Origin of the sequence: Chitinophaga varians (assembly GCF_014529945.1) — a bacterium.
GTDB lineage: Bacteria > Bacteroidota > Bacteroidia > Chitinophagales > Chitinophagaceae > Chitinophaga > Chitinophaga varians.
The window spans coordinates 372,271-393,709 of sequence record NZ_JACVFB010000003.1 but is presented as its reverse complement, the minus strand read 5'-3'; the positions used below and the strand labels follow the sequence as shown (position 1 = coordinate 393,709).

Annotated in this window: 14 protein-coding genes; 6 read left to right on the top strand and 8 right to left on the bottom strand. The window is 50.3% G+C overall.

What is annotated here, in order from left to right; genetic code table 11:
* The first annotated feature begins 62 nt into the window (after window positions 1-62).
* Entirely contained in the window at window positions 63-839 is a 777-nt protein-coding gene (locus ICL55_RS15925; protein WP_188098978.1) for a porin family protein, read from the top strand.
* Window positions 840-843: 4 nt separating this feature from the next.
* Here the strand turns inward: ICL55_RS15925 and ICL55_RS15920 are convergent, their stop codons facing one another.
* Complete coding sequence (locus tag ICL55_RS15920) at window positions 844-1,149, bottom strand: hypothetical protein (protein WP_188098975.1); 306 nt, start codon at window positions 1,147-1,149, stop codon at window positions 844-846.
* A gap of 170 nt (window positions 1,150-1,319) precedes the next feature.
* Between ICL55_RS15920 and ICL55_RS15915 the strand changes: the two genes are divergently transcribed.
* A complete protein-coding gene (locus tag ICL55_RS15915) occupies window positions 1,320-3,704 on the top strand; it encodes a glycoside hydrolase family 95 protein (protein ID WP_188098972.1) in 2,385 nt (794 codons plus the stop codon).
* A gap of 72 nt (window positions 3,705-3,776) precedes the next feature.
* Here the strand turns inward: ICL55_RS15915 and ICL55_RS15910 are convergent, their stop codons facing one another.
* The 3 genes from ICL55_RS15910 to ICL55_RS15900 form a co-directional block, all read right to left on the bottom strand.
* Window positions 3,777-4,928, bottom strand: coding sequence for an efflux RND transporter periplasmic adaptor subunit (locus ICL55_RS15910; RefSeq protein ID WP_188098970.1), 1,152 nt, complete (start codon window positions 4,926-4,928; stop codon window positions 3,777-3,779).
* Window position 4,929: 1 nt separating this feature from the next.
* Window positions 4,930-9,294 (bottom strand): CusA/CzcA family heavy metal efflux RND transporter, encoded by a 4,365-nt coding sequence (locus tag ICL55_RS15905; protein WP_188098967.1) that lies wholly within the window; start codon window positions 9,292-9,294, stop codon window positions 4,930-4,932.
* A 191-nt stretch (window positions 9,295-9,485) separates the two neighbouring features.
* On the bottom strand, window positions 9,486-9,884 hold the full coding sequence (locus tag ICL55_RS15900; protein WP_188098965.1) for a hypothetical protein: 399 nt from the start codon (window positions 9,882-9,884) through the stop codon (window positions 9,486-9,488).
* A 134-nt stretch (window positions 9,885-10,018) separates the two neighbouring features.
* Here ICL55_RS15900 and ICL55_RS15895 point away from each other — a divergent pair, with 134 nt between their 5' ends.
* Window positions 10,019-10,708, top strand: a complete 690-nt coding sequence (locus ICL55_RS15895; RefSeq protein WP_188098962.1) for a VIT1/CCC1 transporter family protein — start codon at window positions 10,019-10,021, stop codon at window positions 10,706-10,708.
* Between the two features lie 2 nt (window positions 10,709-10,710).
* Here ICL55_RS15895 and ICL55_RS15890 read toward each other — a convergent pair whose 3' ends face one another.
* Window positions 10,711-12,216 (bottom strand): ADP-ribosylglycohydrolase family protein, encoded by a 1,506-nt coding sequence (locus ICL55_RS15890; RefSeq protein WP_188098960.1) that lies wholly within the window; start codon window positions 12,214-12,216, stop codon window positions 10,711-10,713.
* A gap of 164 nt (window positions 12,217-12,380) precedes the next feature.
* On the opposite strand from ICL55_RS15890, the gene zwf reads away from it, so the two are divergent.
* Entirely contained in the window at window positions 12,381-13,901 is a 1,521-nt protein-coding gene (gene zwf / locus ICL55_RS15885) for a glucose-6-phosphate dehydrogenase (protein ID WP_188098958.1), read from the top strand.
* Between the two features lie 4 nt (window positions 13,902-13,905).
* On the opposite strand, the gene ICL55_RS15880 is transcribed toward zwf, so the two are convergent.
* Entirely contained in the window at window positions 13,906-14,964 is a 1,059-nt protein-coding gene (locus ICL55_RS15880) for a serine hydrolase domain-containing protein (RefSeq protein WP_188098956.1), read from the bottom strand.
* Window positions 14,965-15,213: 249 nt separating this feature from the next.
* Here ICL55_RS15880 and ICL55_RS15875 point away from each other — a divergent pair, with 249 nt between their 5' ends.
* Both ICL55_RS15875 and ICL55_RS15870 read left to right on the top strand, forming a co-directional pair.
* A complete protein-coding gene (locus ICL55_RS15875; RefSeq protein ID WP_188098954.1) occupies window positions 15,214-16,374 on the top strand; it encodes a peroxiredoxin family protein in 1,161 nt (386 codons plus the stop codon).
* Between the two features lie 223 nt (window positions 16,375-16,597).
* On the top strand, window positions 16,598-18,748 hold the full coding sequence (locus ICL55_RS15870) for an Ig-like domain-containing protein (protein ID WP_188098952.1): 2,151 nt from the start codon (window positions 16,598-16,600) through the stop codon (window positions 18,746-18,748).
* A 72-nt stretch (window positions 18,749-18,820) separates the two neighbouring features.
* Here the strand turns inward: ICL55_RS15870 and ICL55_RS15865 are convergent, their stop codons facing one another.
* Together ICL55_RS15865 and ICL55_RS15860 are read right to left on the bottom strand one after the other, a co-directional pair.
* On the bottom strand, window positions 18,821-19,666 hold the full coding sequence (locus tag ICL55_RS15865; RefSeq protein WP_188098950.1) for a heparin lyase I family protein: 846 nt from the start codon (window positions 19,664-19,666) through the stop codon (window positions 18,821-18,823).
* Window positions 19,667-19,823: 157 nt separating this feature from the next.
* Complete coding sequence (locus ICL55_RS15860) at window positions 19,824-21,431, bottom strand: hypothetical protein (RefSeq protein ID WP_188098947.1); 1,608 nt, start codon at window positions 21,429-21,431, stop codon at window positions 19,824-19,826.
* Window positions 21,432-21,439: the final 8 nt, after the last annotated feature.

Here is a 21,439-nt window from a genome sequence, read left to right as displayed (position 1 = left end):
TTTATATGATCAACCGGTATGGAATGCTACCGGGAAAACTATTCTTTTACAAACAAAACCTTATGAAAAAATTACGTTTAGTCGTTGCCGTAGTTGCAGTGACTGCGCTGTCTCCGTTCGTTGCAAAAGCACAAATCGATCTTGGTGCAAAGGCTGGTTTAAGTATCCCTAATCTGACTTCCGGCAGTTCTTCCAATCCTATTAATAGCGGCTGGAGCTCCAGACTGGGGCTGGACGCCGGCATACACGCAGAATTCCATCTCACCAAACGTTTTTCTATCCAGCCTGAAATCAGATATTCTGCACAGGGCGGTAAAAAAGACGGTAACCAGGGATTTACGCCGACGCCGGAAATGGCAGGGTTCTTCCAACAACAGGGGCAGCCTGTGCCTCAGTATTTGTACGCTACCTATGACAACAAGGCCAAATTCAATTACCTGATGATACCGGTACTGGCTAAATACCATTTCGGTTTCAGCCCTAAATGGGACCTGTATGTAGCTGCCGGTCCGTTTGTGAGCTTCCTGCTGGACGGTAAAAATGAAACCAGCGGTACAAGCCCGATTTTCCTGGATGACGCGCACACACAACCTATCATCCCGTCAGCGGACTTCAACCATACCGAGAATATCAAAGATGAGCTGAAAAAGGCCAACTTCGGTATCTCCGGTCACGTAGGTTTGGCCTACCACGTTAACAGCAGAAGCGCTGTCTTCATCGAAGGTGGTGGTAACTATGGTTTCGTGAAAATCCAGAAAGACGCCAAAAACGGTGAGAACAACACCGGTGCAGGCGTGGTAGTACTGGGTTACTCTTACCGTATTAAAGACAAAAAATAAGCTGTTAAGCCAGCAGATTAAATGAAACGATAATAATCGTTACACTGATGCATACCAAAGACAGGAGGAAGATGTAATCTGCAGCTTCCTCCAGTTTTTCACTCCTCCTTCGCTGTTTCGACCGCATCGACAGAAAAGATAAAATACAGCTGCCTGTCAGCAAAATAGCCGCGATCCCCGTACTATCATCGATAATCGTGATCTGATTAAAATGTGCCACCTTGATAGAGGTGAGCACTATCAGACAAAACCCCAACAGGTTACTGGATGTGTTGAGGATATGGGGTGATTTATTGTTCTCGTTTGCCATAACCCATCTTTTCTGATCATTAATTTAAATCATAGAATTGGCGCAAGAAAGTTAAAATACCGTTACTCCGGCATTAAAATACGATTAGTGACGTTAAGAACGCGTGACAGGTATACGGATAGCCGATAATATTATTATCTTTCGTCCATAGCATGTAAACTGCAGCGCATATGAAATACCTGATCACCTGCCTGCTGGCGGCTGCAACCACCGCCACAGGATTTGCACAGCAACGCTCCATGAAGCTGTGGTATACGTCCCCTGCCAGCGCTACCGCGAAAGACGGCACTTCTCCCTGGAAAGATGATCCGGCATGGCTACAGGCCCTGCCACTGGGCAACGGCAACATCGGCGCCATGGTATTCGGCGATGTTAACCAGGAACGGATACAACTAAACGAAAAGACATTGTGGAACGGCAGCAACGATGACAACGACAATCCCGAGGCAGCCAAATATCTGCCCCAAATCAGAAAGCTGCTGTTCGAAGGCAAGTTTAAAGAAGCGACGGCCCTCACGAATAAAACACAGATCTGCAAAGGCGCCGGCTCCGGCCATGGCAACGGCTCCAACGTGCCGTTTGGTACCTATCAGACCCTGGGCGACCTCCGGCTGGATTTCGGTAAAAGCACGCCTTATACCGGTTATCAGCGTAGTTTGCAGCTGGACGATGCCACCGTTCGTGTAAGCTACGAACAGGATGGCGTGCATTATACCCGCGAATACTTTGTCAGCGCGCCGGCTAATGTGCTGGCCGTAAGATTATCGGCCGACAAAAAAGGCGCTGTCAGCTTTTCCGCCACCATGGACCGCCCCGAACGGTTTACCACGAAAACAACGGGCAAAGAACTGGTGATGACCGGCGCCCTGAACAACGGCAAAGGCGGCGATGGCATGAAATACATGGCCCGTTTACAGGCCCGCAGCAAAGGCGGAGAGGTAGCGTATACCGGTAACCAGCTGACCGTAAAGCATGCTGACGAAGTCATATTGTACCTGTCAGCTTCCACTGATTATCTGCCTAACTACCCTGTTTATAAAGGACGTGATTTCAGCGGACTGACCGCCAAAGCCCTGCAAGCCGCTACGGCACTGCCTTACGCTCAACTGAAACAAGCCCACGTAAAAGACTACCAGCGCTTATTTAACCGCGTCGTGTTACAACTGGCCGATGATACCGCAGACGACGTGCCTACGGATGTACGGCTGCAACGGATCAAAGAAACAGGCAACGACAACCATCTGACCGAACTGTATTTTCAATATGGCCGTTACCTGCTCATCTCTTCTGCCCGGAAAAACACGCTGCCGGCCAATTTGCAGGGTATCTGGGCCAACAAGATACTTTCTCCGTGGAACGGCGACTATCATACTAACATCAACGTACAAATGAATTACTGGCCCGCAGAAGTGGCCAATCTGGGCGAGCTGCATTTGTCGCTCACCAATTTCATCCAGGGTATTGAAAAGCCGGCTACGCGGTCGGCGGCCGTCCAATTTGGCGGTACGGGCTGGTGCATCAATCCTATTGTGAACGTATGGGGTTTTACCTCACCCGGTGAAGAACCTTCCTGGGGCCTTACCACCGGCGCCAGCGGCTGGATCTGCGAACATCTCTGGGAGCACTTTGCGTTTACCCGCGACACCGCTTATCTGCGTAAAGTATATCCTACCCTGCGCGAAGCAGCCCGTTTTTATCTGGGCTGGCTGGTGAAAGATCCGGAGACCGGTAAACTGGTGTCTGGTCCGGCTTCTTCGCCGGAAAACGCTTTTGAGGCGCCTGATGGCAGCAATGGTACGATCAGCATGGGACCATCGCATGACCAGGAGGTGATACAGGAACTGTTCACCAACGTATTGCAGGCCGCCACGGTGTTGCAGCAGTCAGACCCCTTCCTGGACAAGCTGCGCCAGGCGAAAGACAACCTGTTGCAGCCGCAGATCGGAGAAGACGGTCGCGTGATGGAATGGGCCAAACCTTACCCGGAGAAAGAACCGGGCCACCGCCATATGTCGCATTTATATGCCTTGTATCCGGGATCTGCTTTCAATGAAGCCCAGACGCCGCAATATGTCAACGCCGCGCGTAAATCGCTCGAATACCGCCTGCAACACGGCGGGGCACAGACAGGCTGGAGCGCCGCCTGGGTAACCAATATGTGGGCGCGCCTGAAAAATGGCCCGGATGCCTTAAAAGCGCTTAATATCATCCTGGCACATAAATCAGCGGACAACCTGTTCAACCTGCATCCGCCGTTCCAGATAGATGGTAACTTCGGCGCTACCGCCGGTATCGCTGAAATGCTGCTGCAAAGCCATGAAAATATGGTGACACTGCTGCCGGCGCTGCCCGCAGAATGGAAAAACGGCACGGCCAACGGGCTTTGTGCCCGCGGTGGTTTTGTGGTGAATATGTCGTGGAAAGATGGCCGCCTGGCGGCTGCTACATTGCATGCCACCAAAAACGGCGGTTGCCAGGTGCGTTACCGCGATCAGATAGTGGTGCTCAATACAGAGGCAGGTAAGGATTATTCGCTGAATGCGCTGCTGCAATAAGATGTTGTCATTTAGTCATTTGATCACTTATGTATTAAGTAAATGATCAAATGACTAAATGATCGAATAAATTTACTCCTCTGCTCCTTCGCCGGTATTTTTCAGTTTACCTAACAACGAATACGCGCCTGTTGTCACGATCTTTTCATTGGTGAGGTCTTTTCCACCGGGCAGCAGCTGTACCATTTTACTTTCTTTCAGGCCGGTGTTAACGGGTGTCAGCGTGAAGCTGTTGCCATCTTTGGTGATGAACACATACTCTTTGCCCATATAACGTACCACTGCATCTTCCGGCACAGCGAGCGCCTGCTGGTTATCCATGTCAAAAGTGGCATTGAGGAACATACCGGGCAGCAGGTCGTGTCCGGGATTTTCAAAGTGGCAGTGTATCAGGCCGCTCCGGTTGTCGTTGATGTTCTTAGTGACAAGGATGGTTTCGATATCATATACTTTGTCGGGTCTGTCTACCAGTGTCACTTTGCCTTTCAGTTCTTTATGGAAGGCGGGTATATCTTTTTCAAACACCGTGATGGCCGCGTGGATATCTTCCGGGTTGACCAGCTCAAACATCACATCAGAAGGCATCACATACCGGCCAATATTGACATTCACTTTTGTCACGTAACCATTGATAGGAGAGAAGAGCGGGGCGGTACGGGAGATGCTGCCCACGGTGAGTTTATCCGGATTGATGTTGATGATCCGCAGTTTTTCGCCTACAGACTTCAACGTTACCTGCGCTGTTTTGTATTCATTGAGTACCTGTTGATATCGTTTTTTGCTGATGGCGTCCGCTTCGCTGAGGGTACGTTGTCTGTCCATATCGGCCGACAGGTATTCCATATTGGCTTTGGCGGTCAGGTATTCCTGTTGTAGCTGCACATAACTCTGGTCTTCCATCGTACCGATGGTTTCTCCTTTGGATACCTGGCTGCCAGGCAGCAGGCGGGTGCTTTTGAGGTAACCGCCCATGGGAAAACTGATGGAGATAAGGTTTTGCGGAGGCACGTCTACCGTGCCGGTGGCGCGGAGGGTGGCGTGCATGTTTACCATCCGTACGGTGTCGAGCACGATGCCTGCATTTTTTTTCTGGACACTGTCGAGGGTAACCGTGTTATTGTCTGGCGCCGGTTTGTTTTCGGCGGGTGTTTTTTCTGCTGCCGGTTTATTGTTACAGGCGTATAGGAAGCCGGTGATGGCGATGTATATGAATATCTTCCGCATGCTATTGCTGATTGAATTGTAATAAATACTCCAGTTCTGTTTTCCGGGTGTTCAGTTCCTTCAAAACATCGATATACTGGCTTTGCAGGGCGATGGCGTTGCTGATGAGGGTGCTCCATTCGATATACCCTATTTCGCCGTTTTTATAGCTGATGTTGGCCGTCTGGATGATGATATCAGATTGTTTCAGGGCTGACTCCTGATAGTAGCGGATCGCCTGCTGATATTTCTGATAGTCGTTCCAGTTTTGTTCCAGCTGCGTGCGCAGCTGTACGGTGGCCAGTTCGGTCGCAGTCGCAGCGCTGGCCTGCATTTGTTGCGCTGCTTTGATACGCGCTCTCTGCGCGGACGCGAAGATGGGAATGCCGATGCCTATCTGTGCGGCAGAGAACCGGTGCCCGCCTCCGTAATAACGTTCTACCTGGTTTTTATCAGACTGCCAGCCGATAAAGGACTGATTGGTGTAGCCCAGTGTCCAGTCGGGCAGCAGCTTTGCCTTTTCCAGTTGTGTTTTGCTGTTGGTGACTTCCTGTTGTTGCTGATAGGCGCGCAGGAAAGGGTGTTGTTGCAGGGTGGTGCTGTCAAACAGTACCACTGCGCTGCTGAGGCTATCCACCGGATCAATGTTGGCGGTGGTTTCATGCAGCAGCATGCCCAGCTGGGTGACCGCCGTTTTCTGATCGGTCTGTATCATATCCAGTTGTATGCGGGCTTGCTGGGACTGATTGTCGAGGGTGGCTTTTTCAAGGAGGTTGCTCTCGCCGTTGTCATAGCGGATTTTAGCCACTCTTGAGTAACTGGACAGGATGCTGTCTGTTTTCTGCAGCAGCGTTTTCTTGGCTTTCAGGTATTGCAGCTGGAGATAAGCCAGCTTCACCAGCCGTGCTATTTCTGCGTGTTGCAGTGCTGTCTGAAGTTTTGCCTGTTGCCATTCCCGTTCATATACCTGCCGTTGCCGTTTGTAGACAGCGGGGAAGGAGAAGCCCTGTGAGATGGTGAATTTATTATCGAACATGGCACTATTGACGCTTCCTAATTCCGCTGCCAGCGAGGTTTTAGGAAGATCGGTGCTGCTGCGGGCAATCGCTTCATAATATGCCGCCTGCTGCTGGTTGAGCTTCAGTTGCAGGTTTTGTTGCTGTGCCGTCTGAAGGGCCTGTTGTAAAGTCAGTGGCCGGGCATCCTGTGCTTTCAGCAAAGAAGGCGCTGCCACCAGTAGGAGTATCATCAAAGCAGCCGGTTTCGGTTTTTTCCATCCTTCTTCAAACAATAAAAAGAGGGCAGGGAGCACTACCAGGGTGAGCATGGTAGCGGTGATCAGTCCACCGATCACGACGGTGGCCAGCGGGCGTTGCACTTCTGCGCCGGCGCCGTTGCTGAGGGCCATGGGCAGGAAGCCCAGAGAGGCCACGGTGGCGGTCATCAGTACGGGCCTTAACCGGTCATGGGTGGCCTGTATGATGATCTGCCGGATGTTGGTCATACCACTGATTTTTAGTTGGTTCATTTCTCCGATTAATACGATACCGTTTAATACCGCGACGCCAAACAAGGCGATAAAACCGATGCCGGCAGAAATGCTGAACGGCATGCCGCGCAGCCACAGCGTGAATACGCCGCCGATGGCCGACAGCGGGATAGCGGAAAATATCAGCAGGCAGTATTTTAATTTGCGGAAAGCGAAAAACAGCATGAGGAATATTAACAGCAGGGCAACGGGCAAGGCTATACTCAGTCTTTTGGTGGCATGCTGCAGGTTCTCATATTGACCGCCATAGGTAATATAATAACCGGTAGGGAGTTTGATCTGTTTACCTACTTTGGCCTGCAATTCTTTTACGATGCTTTGCACATCGCGGCCGCGTACGTTGAAACCGACGGTAATTCTGCGACGGGCATCTTCCCGTTGTATCTGGTAAGGACCGTCCTGGATGCTGATATCGGCGAGTACATGCAGCGGTACCTGTTCTCCGTTAGGTAATCCTACCTGAAGATTATTGATTTCATCGAGGTCCTGTTTCTGCTCATCGTTCATGCGTACCACGAGATCGTACCGTCTGTCGTTTTCAAATACCAGTCCGGCAGAAGCGCCTGCATAGGCGGCCTGTATGGTGTTGTTGACATCACTGACAGAAGCGCCGTAGCGGGCGATGGCTTCGCGGTTGTAGTTGACTACCAGCTGCGGGATACCGGTCACTGTTTCCACGTACAGGTCTTTCGCTCCTTTTACAGTGCCAATCACGGCGCCGATCTTATCGGCATAGGCAGCCAATGAGTCGAGATCGTCTCCGAATATTTTACACACTACGTCCTGGCGGGCGCCGGTCATCAGCTCGTTGAAACGCATTTGTACCGGGAACTGGAAGCCGGTGGTGATACCCGGAACTTCTTCCAGCGCTTTACTCATTTTGCCGGCCAGTTCGGGGAAAGAGGAGGCGCTGGTCCACTGATGTTTGGGTTTGAGGATCACCATGAGGTCGGCGGCGTCCATCGGCATCGGGTCGGTGGGTATTTCGCCGGAACCTATTTTCACCACTACTTTCTCTACTTCAGGAAACTGCTTGCGTAGTACCTGTGCTGCCTGGCTGGTGCCTTTGATGGTGGTGGTGAGCGAGGAGCCGGTCAGCAGCCGGGTGTCTACCGCAAAATCACCTTCTTCCAGCTGCGGAATAAATTCTCCGCCCATACGGGAAAGGATAAACGCCGCTATGAGGAAGAGCACGACGGCCACCCCCACGATCATTTTAGGGATACCCAGTGTTTTCTGTAACAGTGGATCGTATATGCGTTTGATGCGCGTCATCATTTTATCCGCGAAACTTTCCTTATGGCTGAGTTTTTTGTTGAGGAAGAGCGCGCCCATCATCGGAACATAGGTGAGTGACAGCAGGCATGCGCCGAGGATGGCGAAGGATACGGTTTCTGCCATGGGGCGGAACATCTTGCCTTCGATGCCCTGCAATGAAAGGATCGGCAGGTATACGATGAGGATGATCACCTGGCCGAAGGCGGCGCTGTTCATCATGGTTTTGGCAGAGGATTCCACTTCCTCGTCCATCTGCTCCTGGGTGAGCTGTTTGACGCCGCTGAGGGTGGCGCCCCGCGTGAGCTTGTGCATCACCGCTTCGATGATGATCACCGCGCCGTCTACCAACAGGCCGAAGTCCAGCGCACCGAGGCTCATCAGGTTGCCGCTTACGCCGAACAGGTTCATCATAATCAGGGCAAACAACATGGCCAGCGGTATCACGGAAGCCACGATCAGGCCTGCCCGGATATTACCCATGAAGATCACCAGCACCAGGATCACGATGGCGGCGCCTTCCAGCAGGTTGCGCTCAACGGTGGAAATGGCGTTGTCCACCATTTTGGTCCGGTCGAGGAAAGCCTCGATGGCAACGCCTTCCGGCAGTGTTTTTTCGATGGCGGCGATCTTCTCTTTGATATTGCTGATGACTTTATTACTGTTTTCCCCTTTCAGCATCATCACCACCGCGCCGGACACCTCGCTTTCGCCGTTGAATACCATGGCGCCGTAACGGATGGCAGTACCTATTTTCACGGTGGCCACATCGCGGATGAGAACGGGAATACCGTTGTTGATCCTTTTTACGGCGATGTTACCAATGTCTTCCTGGCCCTGAACGAGGCCTTCACTGCGGATAAACAGCACGTTAGGGCCTTTTTCAATATAGGCGCCACCGGTATTCTGGTTGTTTGTCTGTAAGGCGCGGAAAACGTCGGAGATGGTGATCTGGTAACTTTTCAGTTTGTCGGGGTTGACGGCTACTTCGTATTGTTTGACCGTACCGCCGAAAGAGCTGACATCGGCCACGCCTTCTGTACTGAGGAGCTGGCGCCGCACGGTCCAGTCCTGTATATCGCGCAGGGTAGTGAGGTCGTATTTGCCTTCGTAGCCGGGTTTGGGTTTTACGACGTATTGGAATACTTCACCCAGGCCGGTGGTAACAGGCCCCAGTTCCGGTTCCGTGATGCCTGGTGGTATTTGCTGTCGCACCTGTATCAGTCGCTCGCTCACCTGTTGCCTGGCCCAGTAAACATCTGTCTGGTCGTTGAAGACGATGGTGACAAGGCTTAGTCCAAACCGGGAAAAGCTGCGTTGTTCGATGATACCGGGGATGTTGCGGGTCGCCTGTTCGATGGGCACGGTGATGAGCCGTTCCACATCGGGCGCACCCAGACTGGGCGCGGAGGAAATGACCAATACCTGGTTGTTGGTGATATCGGGCACCGCATCGATGGGCAGCTGCGTAACAGAATAGCTTCCCCATCCAATGAGTGCCAATATAAACAGGCCGATGACCAGCTTGTTTTTAATGGAAAAATGGATAATACTGTTTAACAAAACGTACACTTTAAGAAAATGATGAATGCAGAATGATACGTTTTCCCGCTACACCCGCAAAGCAGCACAACAGTGTTGTACGCCTGGTTTTTAAACCCGGGGAGGACGGAAAAAGTTCAGGCATCAGGAAAAAAGACCATACGGCGGCGTAAAACGCTGCCAGGTACAGTAGCCTGTATCATTCAGTTATATCAGGACAAGGACGCTGATAAGGATTTGGGAGGCTGTAAAATGACGTCCGGAAGCCGGAAGGGAGGAGGCCCGTCATTGATGATCAGGTAATCTTCCCGGGGCAGTTCTATCACAGGAGTAAACAGGGTGACCGGCGCCGGTGGGCCTACGGTAGGAAGTGTCATACAGATAATGTCCGGTGTTTTGAACGGCAGCTGCATGTCCTGCAGATAATCATCGTCAAAAGGCTGTTCATCCACATAATGCAATTTCAGGAACGTGAGCAGGGTCATATGAACATTCTCCTGCTTGTGTTTCTGAAAATGCTCCACCAGCAACGGGAACTTGAGCAACTGGCTGGCATCGGTACTGCCAAACAGGTACACCAATAAGAGAAATATTGCAGTGGCCTTTTTCATAAATGATCTATCGGGGCCAAAGATAAACATATTTGGAAATTGAGGCCCGATAAAAAATCAGATGGTAGCGGGATTATTGACAGAGACATTTTATTTTTGTCCTATATCTCCTTGTTTTCAAACAGCTTCATTTTATGACACATCAGGAAAAACATTTCACCGGCTCTGAGCTGTTACGCGACATCGTGATCGGCATGTCTGATGGCCTGACGGTCCCTTTTGCGCTGGCAGCAGGCCTGAGCGGCACCGTGAAGGACGTAAATCTCATCGTGATAGCCGGCCTGGCGGAAATAGCAGCAGGTTCCATTGCCATGGGGCTGGGAGGCTACCTGGCCGGTAAAACAGAACAGGACCATTACAACAGTGAACTGAAAAGGGAATATGAAGAAATTGAGGCTGTTCCGGAAAAGGAGCGGGAAGAGGTAGAGACATTCTTTGCGGAACTGGGCCTTAGCCGTGAATTACAGCAGAAAGCTGCTGCGGAGCTGATCACCGACAAAGACCGCTGGGCCGATTTTATGATGAAGTATGAACTGGGCCTGGAGAAGCCGGACGCACGCAGGGCCACTAAAAGTGCGCTTAATATTGGTGTCTCCTATATCATAGGCGGACTCATTCCGCTGATGCCTTATTTCTTTGTGAGCGATGGGCTGGAAGGGTTGAAGATATCAGCGGTGATCACTATTATCTGCCTCTTTGTTTTCGGCTATTTCAAAAGCCGCCTCACCGGGTTGAATCCCCTGCTCGGCGGCGTTCGTGTAGCCGTTATTGGTACTATCGCCGCGGGCTGCGCCTTTGCTATTGCCCGGCTGATTGGCGGATAAGATTATTTTCTGCGGAAGGTAACGTAATAGCCTGTACGGAGTTCATAATCCGGATGGGGATCCACAACCTGCACTTTGATGAGATGTTTGCCGGCGGGCAGGTCCAGCCGGTAACAGATTTCATCTTTGCGTATCTGATAGTTCGTCGGCATCCTGATGGTGTCTGTTACCTGCCCATCGATGCTGACAGTGGCAGTGATCACATGATCGGCCACCTCTCTCTTTTTTGCTGCATAACCACCTAATACAAAGCCGTTGCCTTCTATCGCGAGGGTGATCTCATTACCATTGACGTGAAAATCTTTTTTGTCGATAGGCGAGAGGCCGGGAAAACTTTCTTCAAATGCCACTGGTTCGGGTGTTTGTAGTGGAATGATCACGTTGTCGCCCTCGTCTTTCCCTCCGTTCCGTTTGATGTTTTCCAGTGCATGCCGATAGCTGATAGCATACGCTTTATTCAGGGAGATGCTGGTATATTTAAAGTCGACGTCTTCTGCTCCTGTCAGCCCGTCTTTCCATTGCTGCGGGATCTTATCATATCCTAACATCGTGCCCAGGATACCACCGGCGGTGGAAGGGTTACAGTCGGCGTCCTGGCCGGCGCGGGTGGCTATTTCCAGCGTTTTGGCATAGTCGCCGTTGCCATACAGCAATCCCATGATCACATAGGCGCAGTTGATGGTGGCATCGATGTTCACCGGGTTGAAGATGGCGTCGGGGCAGCTGACATCCGATGACCATTTCTTTTGCAGCTCAAACCAGGTACGGTGCCAGTCGTCCGGATACTGCCGATGCCAGCGGACCACATCTGACATACACTGATAGAACTTACTATGGGCCGGAATCACGCGCAGCGCATCGCGGACTATCTGTCTGATATCGTTGGAAACAAAAGCCTGCGCATACATGGCGCCCACATATACGCCACCGTACCAGCCGTTGCCATAGTTCATGATATGCCCTATTTTATGACTGATGCGGGACGCTGCGTTAGGCATGCCGGGGCTCATCAGTCCCGCGTAGTCGGCTTCGATCTGATAGTCGATACAATCCGCGTGCATATTATGCTGCCAGTGACCGGAAGCAGGTGGCCGGATGCCCTGAAGGATATTGTACCGGGCCGCCTGATTGGCATGCCACAGCACATAACCCGCATGGGCAAATGCCTGCGCGAAGGAGTCGGCCGGCGCATCGAGGCCATGGCGTTCCATGACGTCTACGAAGGTGAGGTCCATGTACAGGTCGTCGTATAAGCCCGGAAAACTGTCCATTACTTCTTTTACGTATCCCTTGTGCCATTCCAGTGGTTGGTAGTCCTGGATAAAAGTGCCATTGTACCGGAACTCATAGGGGCCACCGAAAGTGACGCCGATGGTTTGTCCTGCCCAGCCACCTTTGATCTTATCCTGTAGTGCTTTTTTGGACAGGGTAGTGGTTTTGGATGTTTGTGCAGTCAGGGGCAGGCAGCCCAGCAGATATGCCAATAACAGTAGAGCGTGAGTTTTCATGAGCGGTGGAAATTGTTATCGGGAGATGAATATAACATTTATAATTTATTTTTCTAAATAGACTTTTATTAGAAAAAAAATTATAAAATACGATCATAGCGTGGTTACCGGATAGACTGTAAAACTGTTGCAGGCGTTAACCGAAAATGGACTACTTTCAGGATATGAAACCTAAAAAAGCATATCCTGCCGCCATCACGATTTTCGGTGCCAAGGGAGACCTTACCCGTCGTAAGCTGATCCCTGCGCTGTATAATCTGTTTATAGAGAACCACCTGCCTGCTTTGTTTGAGATCTTCTGTGTCGATTTTCAGACCGTAGATGAAGCCGCGTTTAAAAACGACCTGCTGGCCGGTGTAAATGAATTCAGCCGCAACGGTAAGGCGGAACCGTCGAAATGGGCCGAGTTTGCCGCACGCATCAGCTATCTGCAAGGTGATTTCACCAAAAAGGAAACCTATATCTCGCTGAAATCAAAAGTGGAAGACTTTGAGAAAAGCAGCAAACAGCGAGGCAACCGTATGTTCTACTTCGCTGTAGCGCCACGTTTCATCGAGGTGATCGCAGAAGCGCTGTATACACGCAAGCTATGCAGCAATAAAGTCCATGACCGTATTGTGGTGGAAAAACCTTTCGGTACCGATCTGGATACCGCCCGGAAACTGAACCGCTTCCTCACCAAACGCTTTTCAGAGAAACAGATATACCGTATCGACCACTATCTGGGTAAGGAAACGGTGCAGAACATCATGGCCTTCCGTTTTGCCAACTTCGTATTTGAACCGTTGTGGAATAAAAATTATATCGATCATATACAGATCAGTGTAGCCGAGCAGGTGAGCGTGGGCAAACGCGGCGGCTACTATGACGCAGCCGGCGCCATGCGCGACATGATACAAAACCACCTGATGCAGCTGTTGTGTATCGTGGCCATGGAGTGCCCGGGCGCTTACAAGGCCGAAGCCATCCGCGATGCCAAAACCAAAGTGCTGAAAAACATCCGGCCGTTTACCACGCCGCAGGTATTTAAAAACGTGGTGCGTGCGCAGTACACCGCCGGAGAAGTGGACGATGTGCAGCGGATAGCGTACCGTCAGGAGGAGCAGGTAGCGCCGGAATCCAATACAGAAACGTTTGTGGCGCTGAAGATGATGATCGACAATCCACGCTGGGAGGGAGTGCCTTTTTTCCTGCGTACCGGTAAGTCCATGACGCGGCAGTCTTCCGTGATCGTGGTGCAGTTCAAAGATTCGCCGCATAAGATCTTCAAAGACGATATCGTTCCCAACAGGCTGATCATCAGTATACAGCCCGAGTTGGAAATCAGCCTGCTGTTTGAAAGCAAGGTGCCTGGCCTGCAAATGAAGCTGGTACCGGTGGAGATGGACTTTACTTACCAGGAAGCCTATACGGAATCGCTGCCGGAAGCTTATGAAGCGTTGCTGCTGGACGTACTCCAGGGCGATGCTACGCTGTTCATGCGCGCCGATCAGGTGGAAGCTGCCTGGAAGGTAGTGATGCCCATCCTCGACGCCTGGAAAAAATCACCTTCCAAACAATTACAGTTTTATGAATCCGGTACCTGGGGCCCGGCAGCAGCCAGCAATCTGCTGAAACCTTATGCCAAAGAATGGTACAGGCTTCCTTCCCGGGAAACCATTAAAAAACTGGCTGTTAGTAAGTAGCTATTTATGGAACGATATCTCTCACTGTGGTCTTCACCTTGATGTAGGTAGGGGCTGCAGTGAGATATCCGTCGTTGGTGATGTAGGTGAAGAGCATCGCCGTTATTTTCTTCGGATAGTTGATCCAGGGAGAGCTGCCGAAAGCGCCGGGGCTGCTGCTTTCGATGATCACGTCGCCTGGACCGGTATAATCGCGCCAGTTGCCGATACCGTAAAAATTAGGAGTGTTGAGCCATACCAGCGGATAGGGGCAATATCCTACTGTTGACCCGCCTATCTGGCCCTGTTCCATGGCGTTCACCGCTGCTTCGCTGAGCACCCGTGTACCGTTGGCGGCCACTCCTTTATTCGCCATCATATCCAGGAACTTCATATAGTCATTGGCGGTACTGCTTGCGCCGCCGGCCAGCAGAGGATTGGCAGTCAGGCCATAATCCGTGTTGTTCATCCCGCAGGGAATGAACAACTTCGCGGCAGCTAAATCCTTCCAGCTTTTACCGCTCACTACTTCGCAGATGCGCCCTGCTATCTGCATACCGATACGACCATAATAAAAGACCTTGCCGGGAGGCGTGACCAGCGCCACATTCTGCGCAATGGCGTTAACGGCTGCTTCCATCGTCAATGCCGGATTGGATTCATAGTCTTTCGTGGAAGTGCCGGGAAAACCGGAAGTATGGGAAAACAGTTGCGCGATGGTAATATTTCCTTTCCCGTTGGCCGTAAAGATCGGCAGGAATTTTCCTACGGTATCAGTCAGTTTCAGCTTCCCTTCATCTACCAAACTCATTACCACGGCGCCTGACAGCCATTTGGTGCAGGAGGCAATCAGCTGACGGGTGTTACCGTCGTAGCCGCCGTAGCTCCGGGTGTATACTTCCTGCCCGTTGACATGGACCACGGCGTAACACTTCCCGCCGAACCGTACGGGTACGGAATCGTCCAGTATTTTGTCCACAGCCTCATAGCCGGGAGTAGCTGGTTTGGTACCGGTCGACTCTTTCTTACAGGCCATGCCTGTAACACATACTATTAGCAGGATAAACAGGGATAAATCTCTCATAACAGTTGTTTGGTGATAACGCTGTAATATAAACAGGATAAGTTCAATCTTTATTATATGAACGTGTGACTTTTTTGTTATCATATGGGGGTACTGCTGTGGGGCTGCCCCGGAGGGCGCCGTATTCACCTGATGCCGGTATGTAGCAGGAGGCTTCTGAACACCGTTTGCCAACAATATCACAATTAACAGTTTATTGAGGCTTTCCCGTTAAGGGCGTCGATATCTTCACGGCCACAAAAAAATGATATGACTGTCCTTGCCCGAACATTAGCTTTTTTCCTGGTCTTGTTATCCTTGCAGAGTTTTGCTGTTCCCAAACGATTTAAGGCGACGATCATTGTACCTTACTCCGTTAGTACCCATCCGCATGACTTTAGCGTCAGCTATGACGATGGGAAGACCTATCAAACAATAAAACCTCATTTTACAGGTCTGCAGATGGAAATTTCCGGAACGTATTATGGCCGCTATGCTACGGTATTGATTGCATATCGGGAGTTTGGCGCGTACAGGTATTCGGTCAGCCGTAGTTGGGTCGCTGAGGAACCAGCCACTATTCATATTACCAATGATTGGGAGCATCCGGTACTGACCCAGGCCATTGATGTGAGTAAGGCCGGTGATAGCGCGTTTCACGCTTTCATTGCCGCAGCAGAAGAAGACAAGGACAATTATTGGAATGAGCATGAGCAAGCTATTCTGAAGCTGAACAGCCCGGAAAGGCAGGTCTTCTTTGAAAAGCTGAAGGTTATCGATCATCGTAAACTGGCTTTTCTGCAACAGGTTAAAGACAGTTATTATGGCTTGTGGCTTTTCCGGACGGCACTGGTAGACATGGGCAGTTCAGGGCCTTACGGATATCCCGGTGTTACGGCGGCACAACTGCGTAATCTCCTGGAAACAACTATCCCTAAGAAAAAGGAATATGCTTTTGAGCGGGATGTTGTTCTGCGTTGGCTGGCTGCCCGCGAAGTAGGGCCGGGAGCACAGGCGCCTCCTTTCACGGCAACGGATATACGGGGTAACAAAATTTCTCTGAACGACTACAAAGGAAAGTATGTGTTGCTAAATTTCTGGGCTTCGTGGTGTGAACCCTGTGTTGCGGAACTGCCGGCCATTAAAAAGATATACGACGGCTATCGCCGTGATCAGCTGGCAGTCATCGGTGTTTCAGCAGATAAGGACACTACCGCTTTTCAGCGTGCCGTGGAGAAATATCAGATTAGCTGGACAAAACTCAAATGGGATGAAACATTCACTGACAGATACGGTATTGCGGCGCTGCCTCGTTTGTTCCTCATAGACCCTACTGGAAAAATCGTGTATGAAAGGACGCAGGAACTACCGGATACGATTGACAGTTTGCCGTTATTGCAAAATATCCTGCGAGAGAAGTTAAACAAATAAATGAGTATAAAAAAGGAAGCATCTTGTTCACAAGATGCTTCCTTTTTATGTCAGATCTTTTAACGCTTTTATTGTTTTCTACTGCGACCCTGTTTGTGTTCATATTGGTTATATTTATTACCGAATAAGGACTATCCTGATGTAGCTAATCCTGTCCTGATAAAACCTGTATTTAATCGCGTACTTATAGAACCCTCTTATTAACCATTAACCCTCATTCGTTATGTTATCCAAATTTTACACTTTCAGCAGAATACTATGTCTGAGCCTCCTTTTTAGCTGTTTATGGTTACACAGCGCCCTCGCGCAGACATACGCCAACAGCCAGGCCAACGGTGTTACCGGCCTGTGTTTGTTATGTGGCGTCACTAACCCGGACAATGCGATTAACAGTAGTCTGAGTGACTATTCCACTTTCAATATCAGTGTGGGATTGTTAGGTGTTACGGTGTATCAGACGCTTATCTTTCCTTCCGGCGGTGCTGCCGGTTGTGATTCGTTGGTGATCGGTGTTGGCAGCAACAACCCCTTATTGTCGGTCAATCTGGTAGCGGGTGTTACCGTGCAAACCTTCAACGGGGCCGTGGCAAACAATGATGCCCATGTCGTTGATACCAGCAACTTCCGGTCCTGGGGCAACAACCGCGGCGAGATTATACTGAAGCCCGCAGCCTCCTTTGATCGGGTGAAAGTGACTTTGTCCAGCAGCCTTGTGGGACTGCTCAATACTTTGCAACTCTATTATGCCTACCGCAAACCTGCGTTGCCGCCGCCAGTCCTCCCTGACACCGTTCAGCTCTGTAAAGGTGATACGGCTGCGATGACCGCATCGGTGCCGGTTGGAACAACCGTGCATTGGTATAATGCGCCAACAGGCGGTACATTGCTTTACACCGGCGCCAGCTACAAAGTAAGTCCTGCTGTCACCACCACCTACTATGCAGATGCTGCATTGAACGGATGTACCAGTACCCGTAAAAGCGTAACGGTAAAGGTAAATCCGAAGCCTGCCAATCCTGAATTTTCTGTGACGCCCAGTATTATCTGTAGTTCCATCGGCATTGGTGTCTCTAATCATACGCCGGACGTGTATTATCATGTACGTACTGTGTACACCGGCATTGACGGATTATTGCTTGATTCATCGTTTATCGTGCCCACTGGCGATACGGTTCCTGTCCGGGACCTGGGCGCTTATCTGAATGTGACTGTCAATCTTTATATACAGGCTGTCAATAAGATAACCGGCTGCCGGTCTGATACGGTGATGCAGACGATGATATTCGGCGCGCACGGTACCTACGCTGATGTGGATATCAATAATGTGACCATTTGCAAAGGAGATAGTATCACTCTCCATGCATACGGTCACGGACAGGCCGGTAATACACTGCTGAATATACGCTGGTACAGCGTGCCTACCGGCGGTACGGAGCTGCACAGAGGACAGTATTTTACGGTAGCGCCGCCAGACACTACAAATTATTACGTGGTTCCTGGTTACTACTGCGAATATCCGGTGCGTACGAAGGTGACCGTGAATGTGCGTAAACTACCTGACCCTGTATACGCTGTTCCGCAGGGGATGGTATGTGGTGTCACCAAAATAAAAGTACAGAATTACCAACCTGGTTACAGCTATAACGTAAGGGTGAGGTTCCGGTATTCTCCGCAGATATTGCTCGATACTTCTTTTTTTGTTTCGCATGCAGATACTTTTTCCACACCATCCTTCCTGCCGCCGTTACCGGCTGCCGTGGACATATGGGTACAGGCGCTGGATTCGGTGACGGGATGCCGGTCGGACTCTGCTTACCGTCGCATGAACATGGACGGATATGCGCAAAAGCCTTCGGTGACTACAGACAGCGTGATTATCTGCAGAGGAGACAGCGTGGTGCTGCATGCATTTGCGCCGATCTATACACAATCCCGCATCCGTTGGTACGATGTGCCTACCGGAGGCAACAGGCTATATACGGGTGGTGACTACAAGGTAAGTCCGCCGCAAACGATGGTTTACTATGCGGCAGCCGGTTATGGCTGCGAGTTCCCGGAGCGTACGCCGGTGACGGTAATCGTCAACCCCTGTGTGCAGCGGCAGTCCGCGGGGCTGCAGCAGAATAAAACGTTAACGCATACACTGGAATTGTTTCCTAACCCAAGTTCCGGTGAAGTGAGACTGAATGCCAATAAAATGCCTGCGGGCAGTCTGATGATAGTGAGAAATATTCACGGTGTTGAAGTGCAGCGGAATATACTGACCGGCAACAGTCTGATGCTTCTGCCCCAACTGGCCAACGGTGTTTATTTCATTGAGATAAGGAGTGGCGTGAACGAAGTATACAGAGGGCGGGTGGTATTGAGAAGATAAAAGAAGAGAACAATATATCATCGATAAGAAGAGGATGTCTCAACAATAACGGAGACATCCTCTTCCTGTTTATCATAGCGCAATGATGCGGATGTTGTCGTGCCAGGCGATGCGTGTGGCAACAGAACCGTTGACGGTTGATTGGTCGGCGCGGTAAAGTCCCCATTTAATATAGCCGTATGCGCTGGTGGAGCTGTAGTTGGACTCATTGCTATATTGGGCTTTCAGCGTATAGTTTCCTCCCGGAAGACGGGTATATACGCTGTACGTGCCTGTGCCGTTATTGGACCATGACACATCCACCCGAAAATCTATCCATTGATTGATGTAGCTGGTGTAATCGGATACCAGGTTGTCCTGGGCTGATGCGCCATGTCTGAAAACGATAGCGTTCCTTTTGGCCGCGATAAAGAAAAACGGACCGCCACTTGTTGGTTTAGCCTGAAATAAGATATCTGCATCGGCGGGCATGGAAGAAGTCCATGTGGTCCAGTCTTTTAACAAAACGCTGAATTCGTAGCGTCTGGCGGTGCCAGGCTGAAACCTTGCATTGGTGATACCCAGGGCATCGCTTTCGCTTCGGGGCTGTCCGGCGGAGAGATAAGCGGTATCATCTAATACCACTTTATGGCCGATGCCATAGTTTCCGGTGCTGCCGGGGGAGACCATGTAAGCGGCATCAGGAGCGGAGGCTGTTGTGCTGCCAAGTCCGGTAATACCTGAGTTAAGTGTGCCGGATTCATAAGTGACGTTTAGCAGGGTGTCGCCGCTGGCGAGCGTTGTAAAATGGGCGGCGGCATCCATCTGCTGTATTGCAGCGATCGTGCGCTGTGGGTCTTTTTTACATGATGTAGAAAAAATGAGTGACGTAGTGGCTAAATAGATAACACCAGGGAAAAGCATAAGGGTCCTTTTCATGAAATTTGATATTTAAGTTAGTGAATAAATTGGCTTAATAAATCAAATTGAGGTACCCTGAAAATACGCAAATGCGCCGTCTCCCGGTGGGAATCCTGAAAATAAAAAGAGCTGCCTTTTTGAGGCAGCTCCAGGTTGTTTATAGCAGACTTGCTGCCTATTTTGAGTAATCTTCTGCGAGTTGAAGATATCCTTTCTCTGTTTTCAGGTCATAGCTGTTGCTGGCGAGTTTGCTTAATACAGCTGGCGAGTCTTTGAAGTACTCTTTCAGCATTTCCTCCTTTTTCTTTTCCCAGTCGCGGCCCTGATTGGCAACTTCTGTTTCACCGGGACGAATGAACAGGATCATGTTCGTAGGTTCGTCGCCGTAGTTTTCTTTCAGGATTTTGATTTTGGGAGAGTTGTAGATCACTTCCAGCGGATAACTTTTCGCTTTGAGCATATCGAAGCTCAGTGCTTTACTTTGCAGGAAGGTGGGCTTAAACTTATGTACTTCAAAGAGGCGGTTGAGGTAACCGAAAGACTTGATGTTATTGACCTTGTAGCTTTTTTCTACCTGTTTGCCTTTTTCGTTGGTGATTTCATATTTAATGTAGATGCCGGCATCGAGATTGAGGATGGAGCCTGCGAATTTCTCTTCGATGTGGCGACCTTTAATAGTGTCACCTTCTGTGAGCAGTATCCAGCCTTCTGCCAGTTTCTGGGTAGAGAACATTTTATCCCGGACCTGGCCGGTGGTGGAATCCAGCGGATATTTGCGGGCATTGGCGGAAGCATAGTAACCGGTAAGGGTTTTCAGGAGCGGCCCGCGGGCATCATAGTCTGTTCTGGCGCCAAGGAACTTGTAAGAATTCGCATACAGGGAATCCATGGTGATCTTCAGATTCACCGTATCGCTGGCGAGGTAATACAGGTATGCCAGCTGAGAATACGCGGTGACTTTGATCGGTTTAAGGTTGTAATCTTTCGGATATTCCTGCTGCAACATTTGCTGGTAAGTTTTCTCGTAAGGTTTTACCAGTGCTGTATAGTCTTTAGTGTCCTTTTTCTTCAGTTCATGGATGAGCGCTTCATTGAGTGAATCGATCGCTGCGAATTCGGGATATTTTTTCTTAGCCCGATAGATGATAGGAAGCGATATTTCTTCTTCGTAAAAATCATCTGCCAACACCTTCTTTCTTTCCAAAGCGATTTGTTTAACGCATTTCATCATCACCCGGTACATGTCCACAGCTTTATTGTTGGCCAGTACTTTGTTGAAAGGCGTCACGATGGCATCTGCTTCTGTGAGGGTAACGGTGCCCGGTAGTTTGATATTGCGCTGTACGTATGGTTCTCCGCTTCTGTTGAACACGTATTCCGTCACGTTGCCATTTACGGTGTAAGTGGTGCCGGTGTTAAAGCTGCCGAGGCCGGCGGCGCCCTGGTACGGGGTGATGTCGAGATCTCTTACCATGATGGCCACGCTCATATCGAGCGAGTCTTTTACGGTGCTGTATTTCAGTTTTTCAAATTCCTCTGCTGCCGCACGCTGGAAGATGGCTTGCGCAGAATCTTTTTTGATGGCAGAAGACACCATCTGGTTACAGAGGGCCGGATTGATGTCTGCCATGAAGAAGAGCTGACGGTGATGGCTAAAACGTTGATTAGTGGCATGTCTGAAAACGGGGGCTTTGTAGTTGACATAGGTGACAGTTTGTGACAGTCCTTGCCGGGAAACCAATGCCATGGCTCCTGCTGCCAACAGTACGAGTTGTTTTTTCATGGGATAAA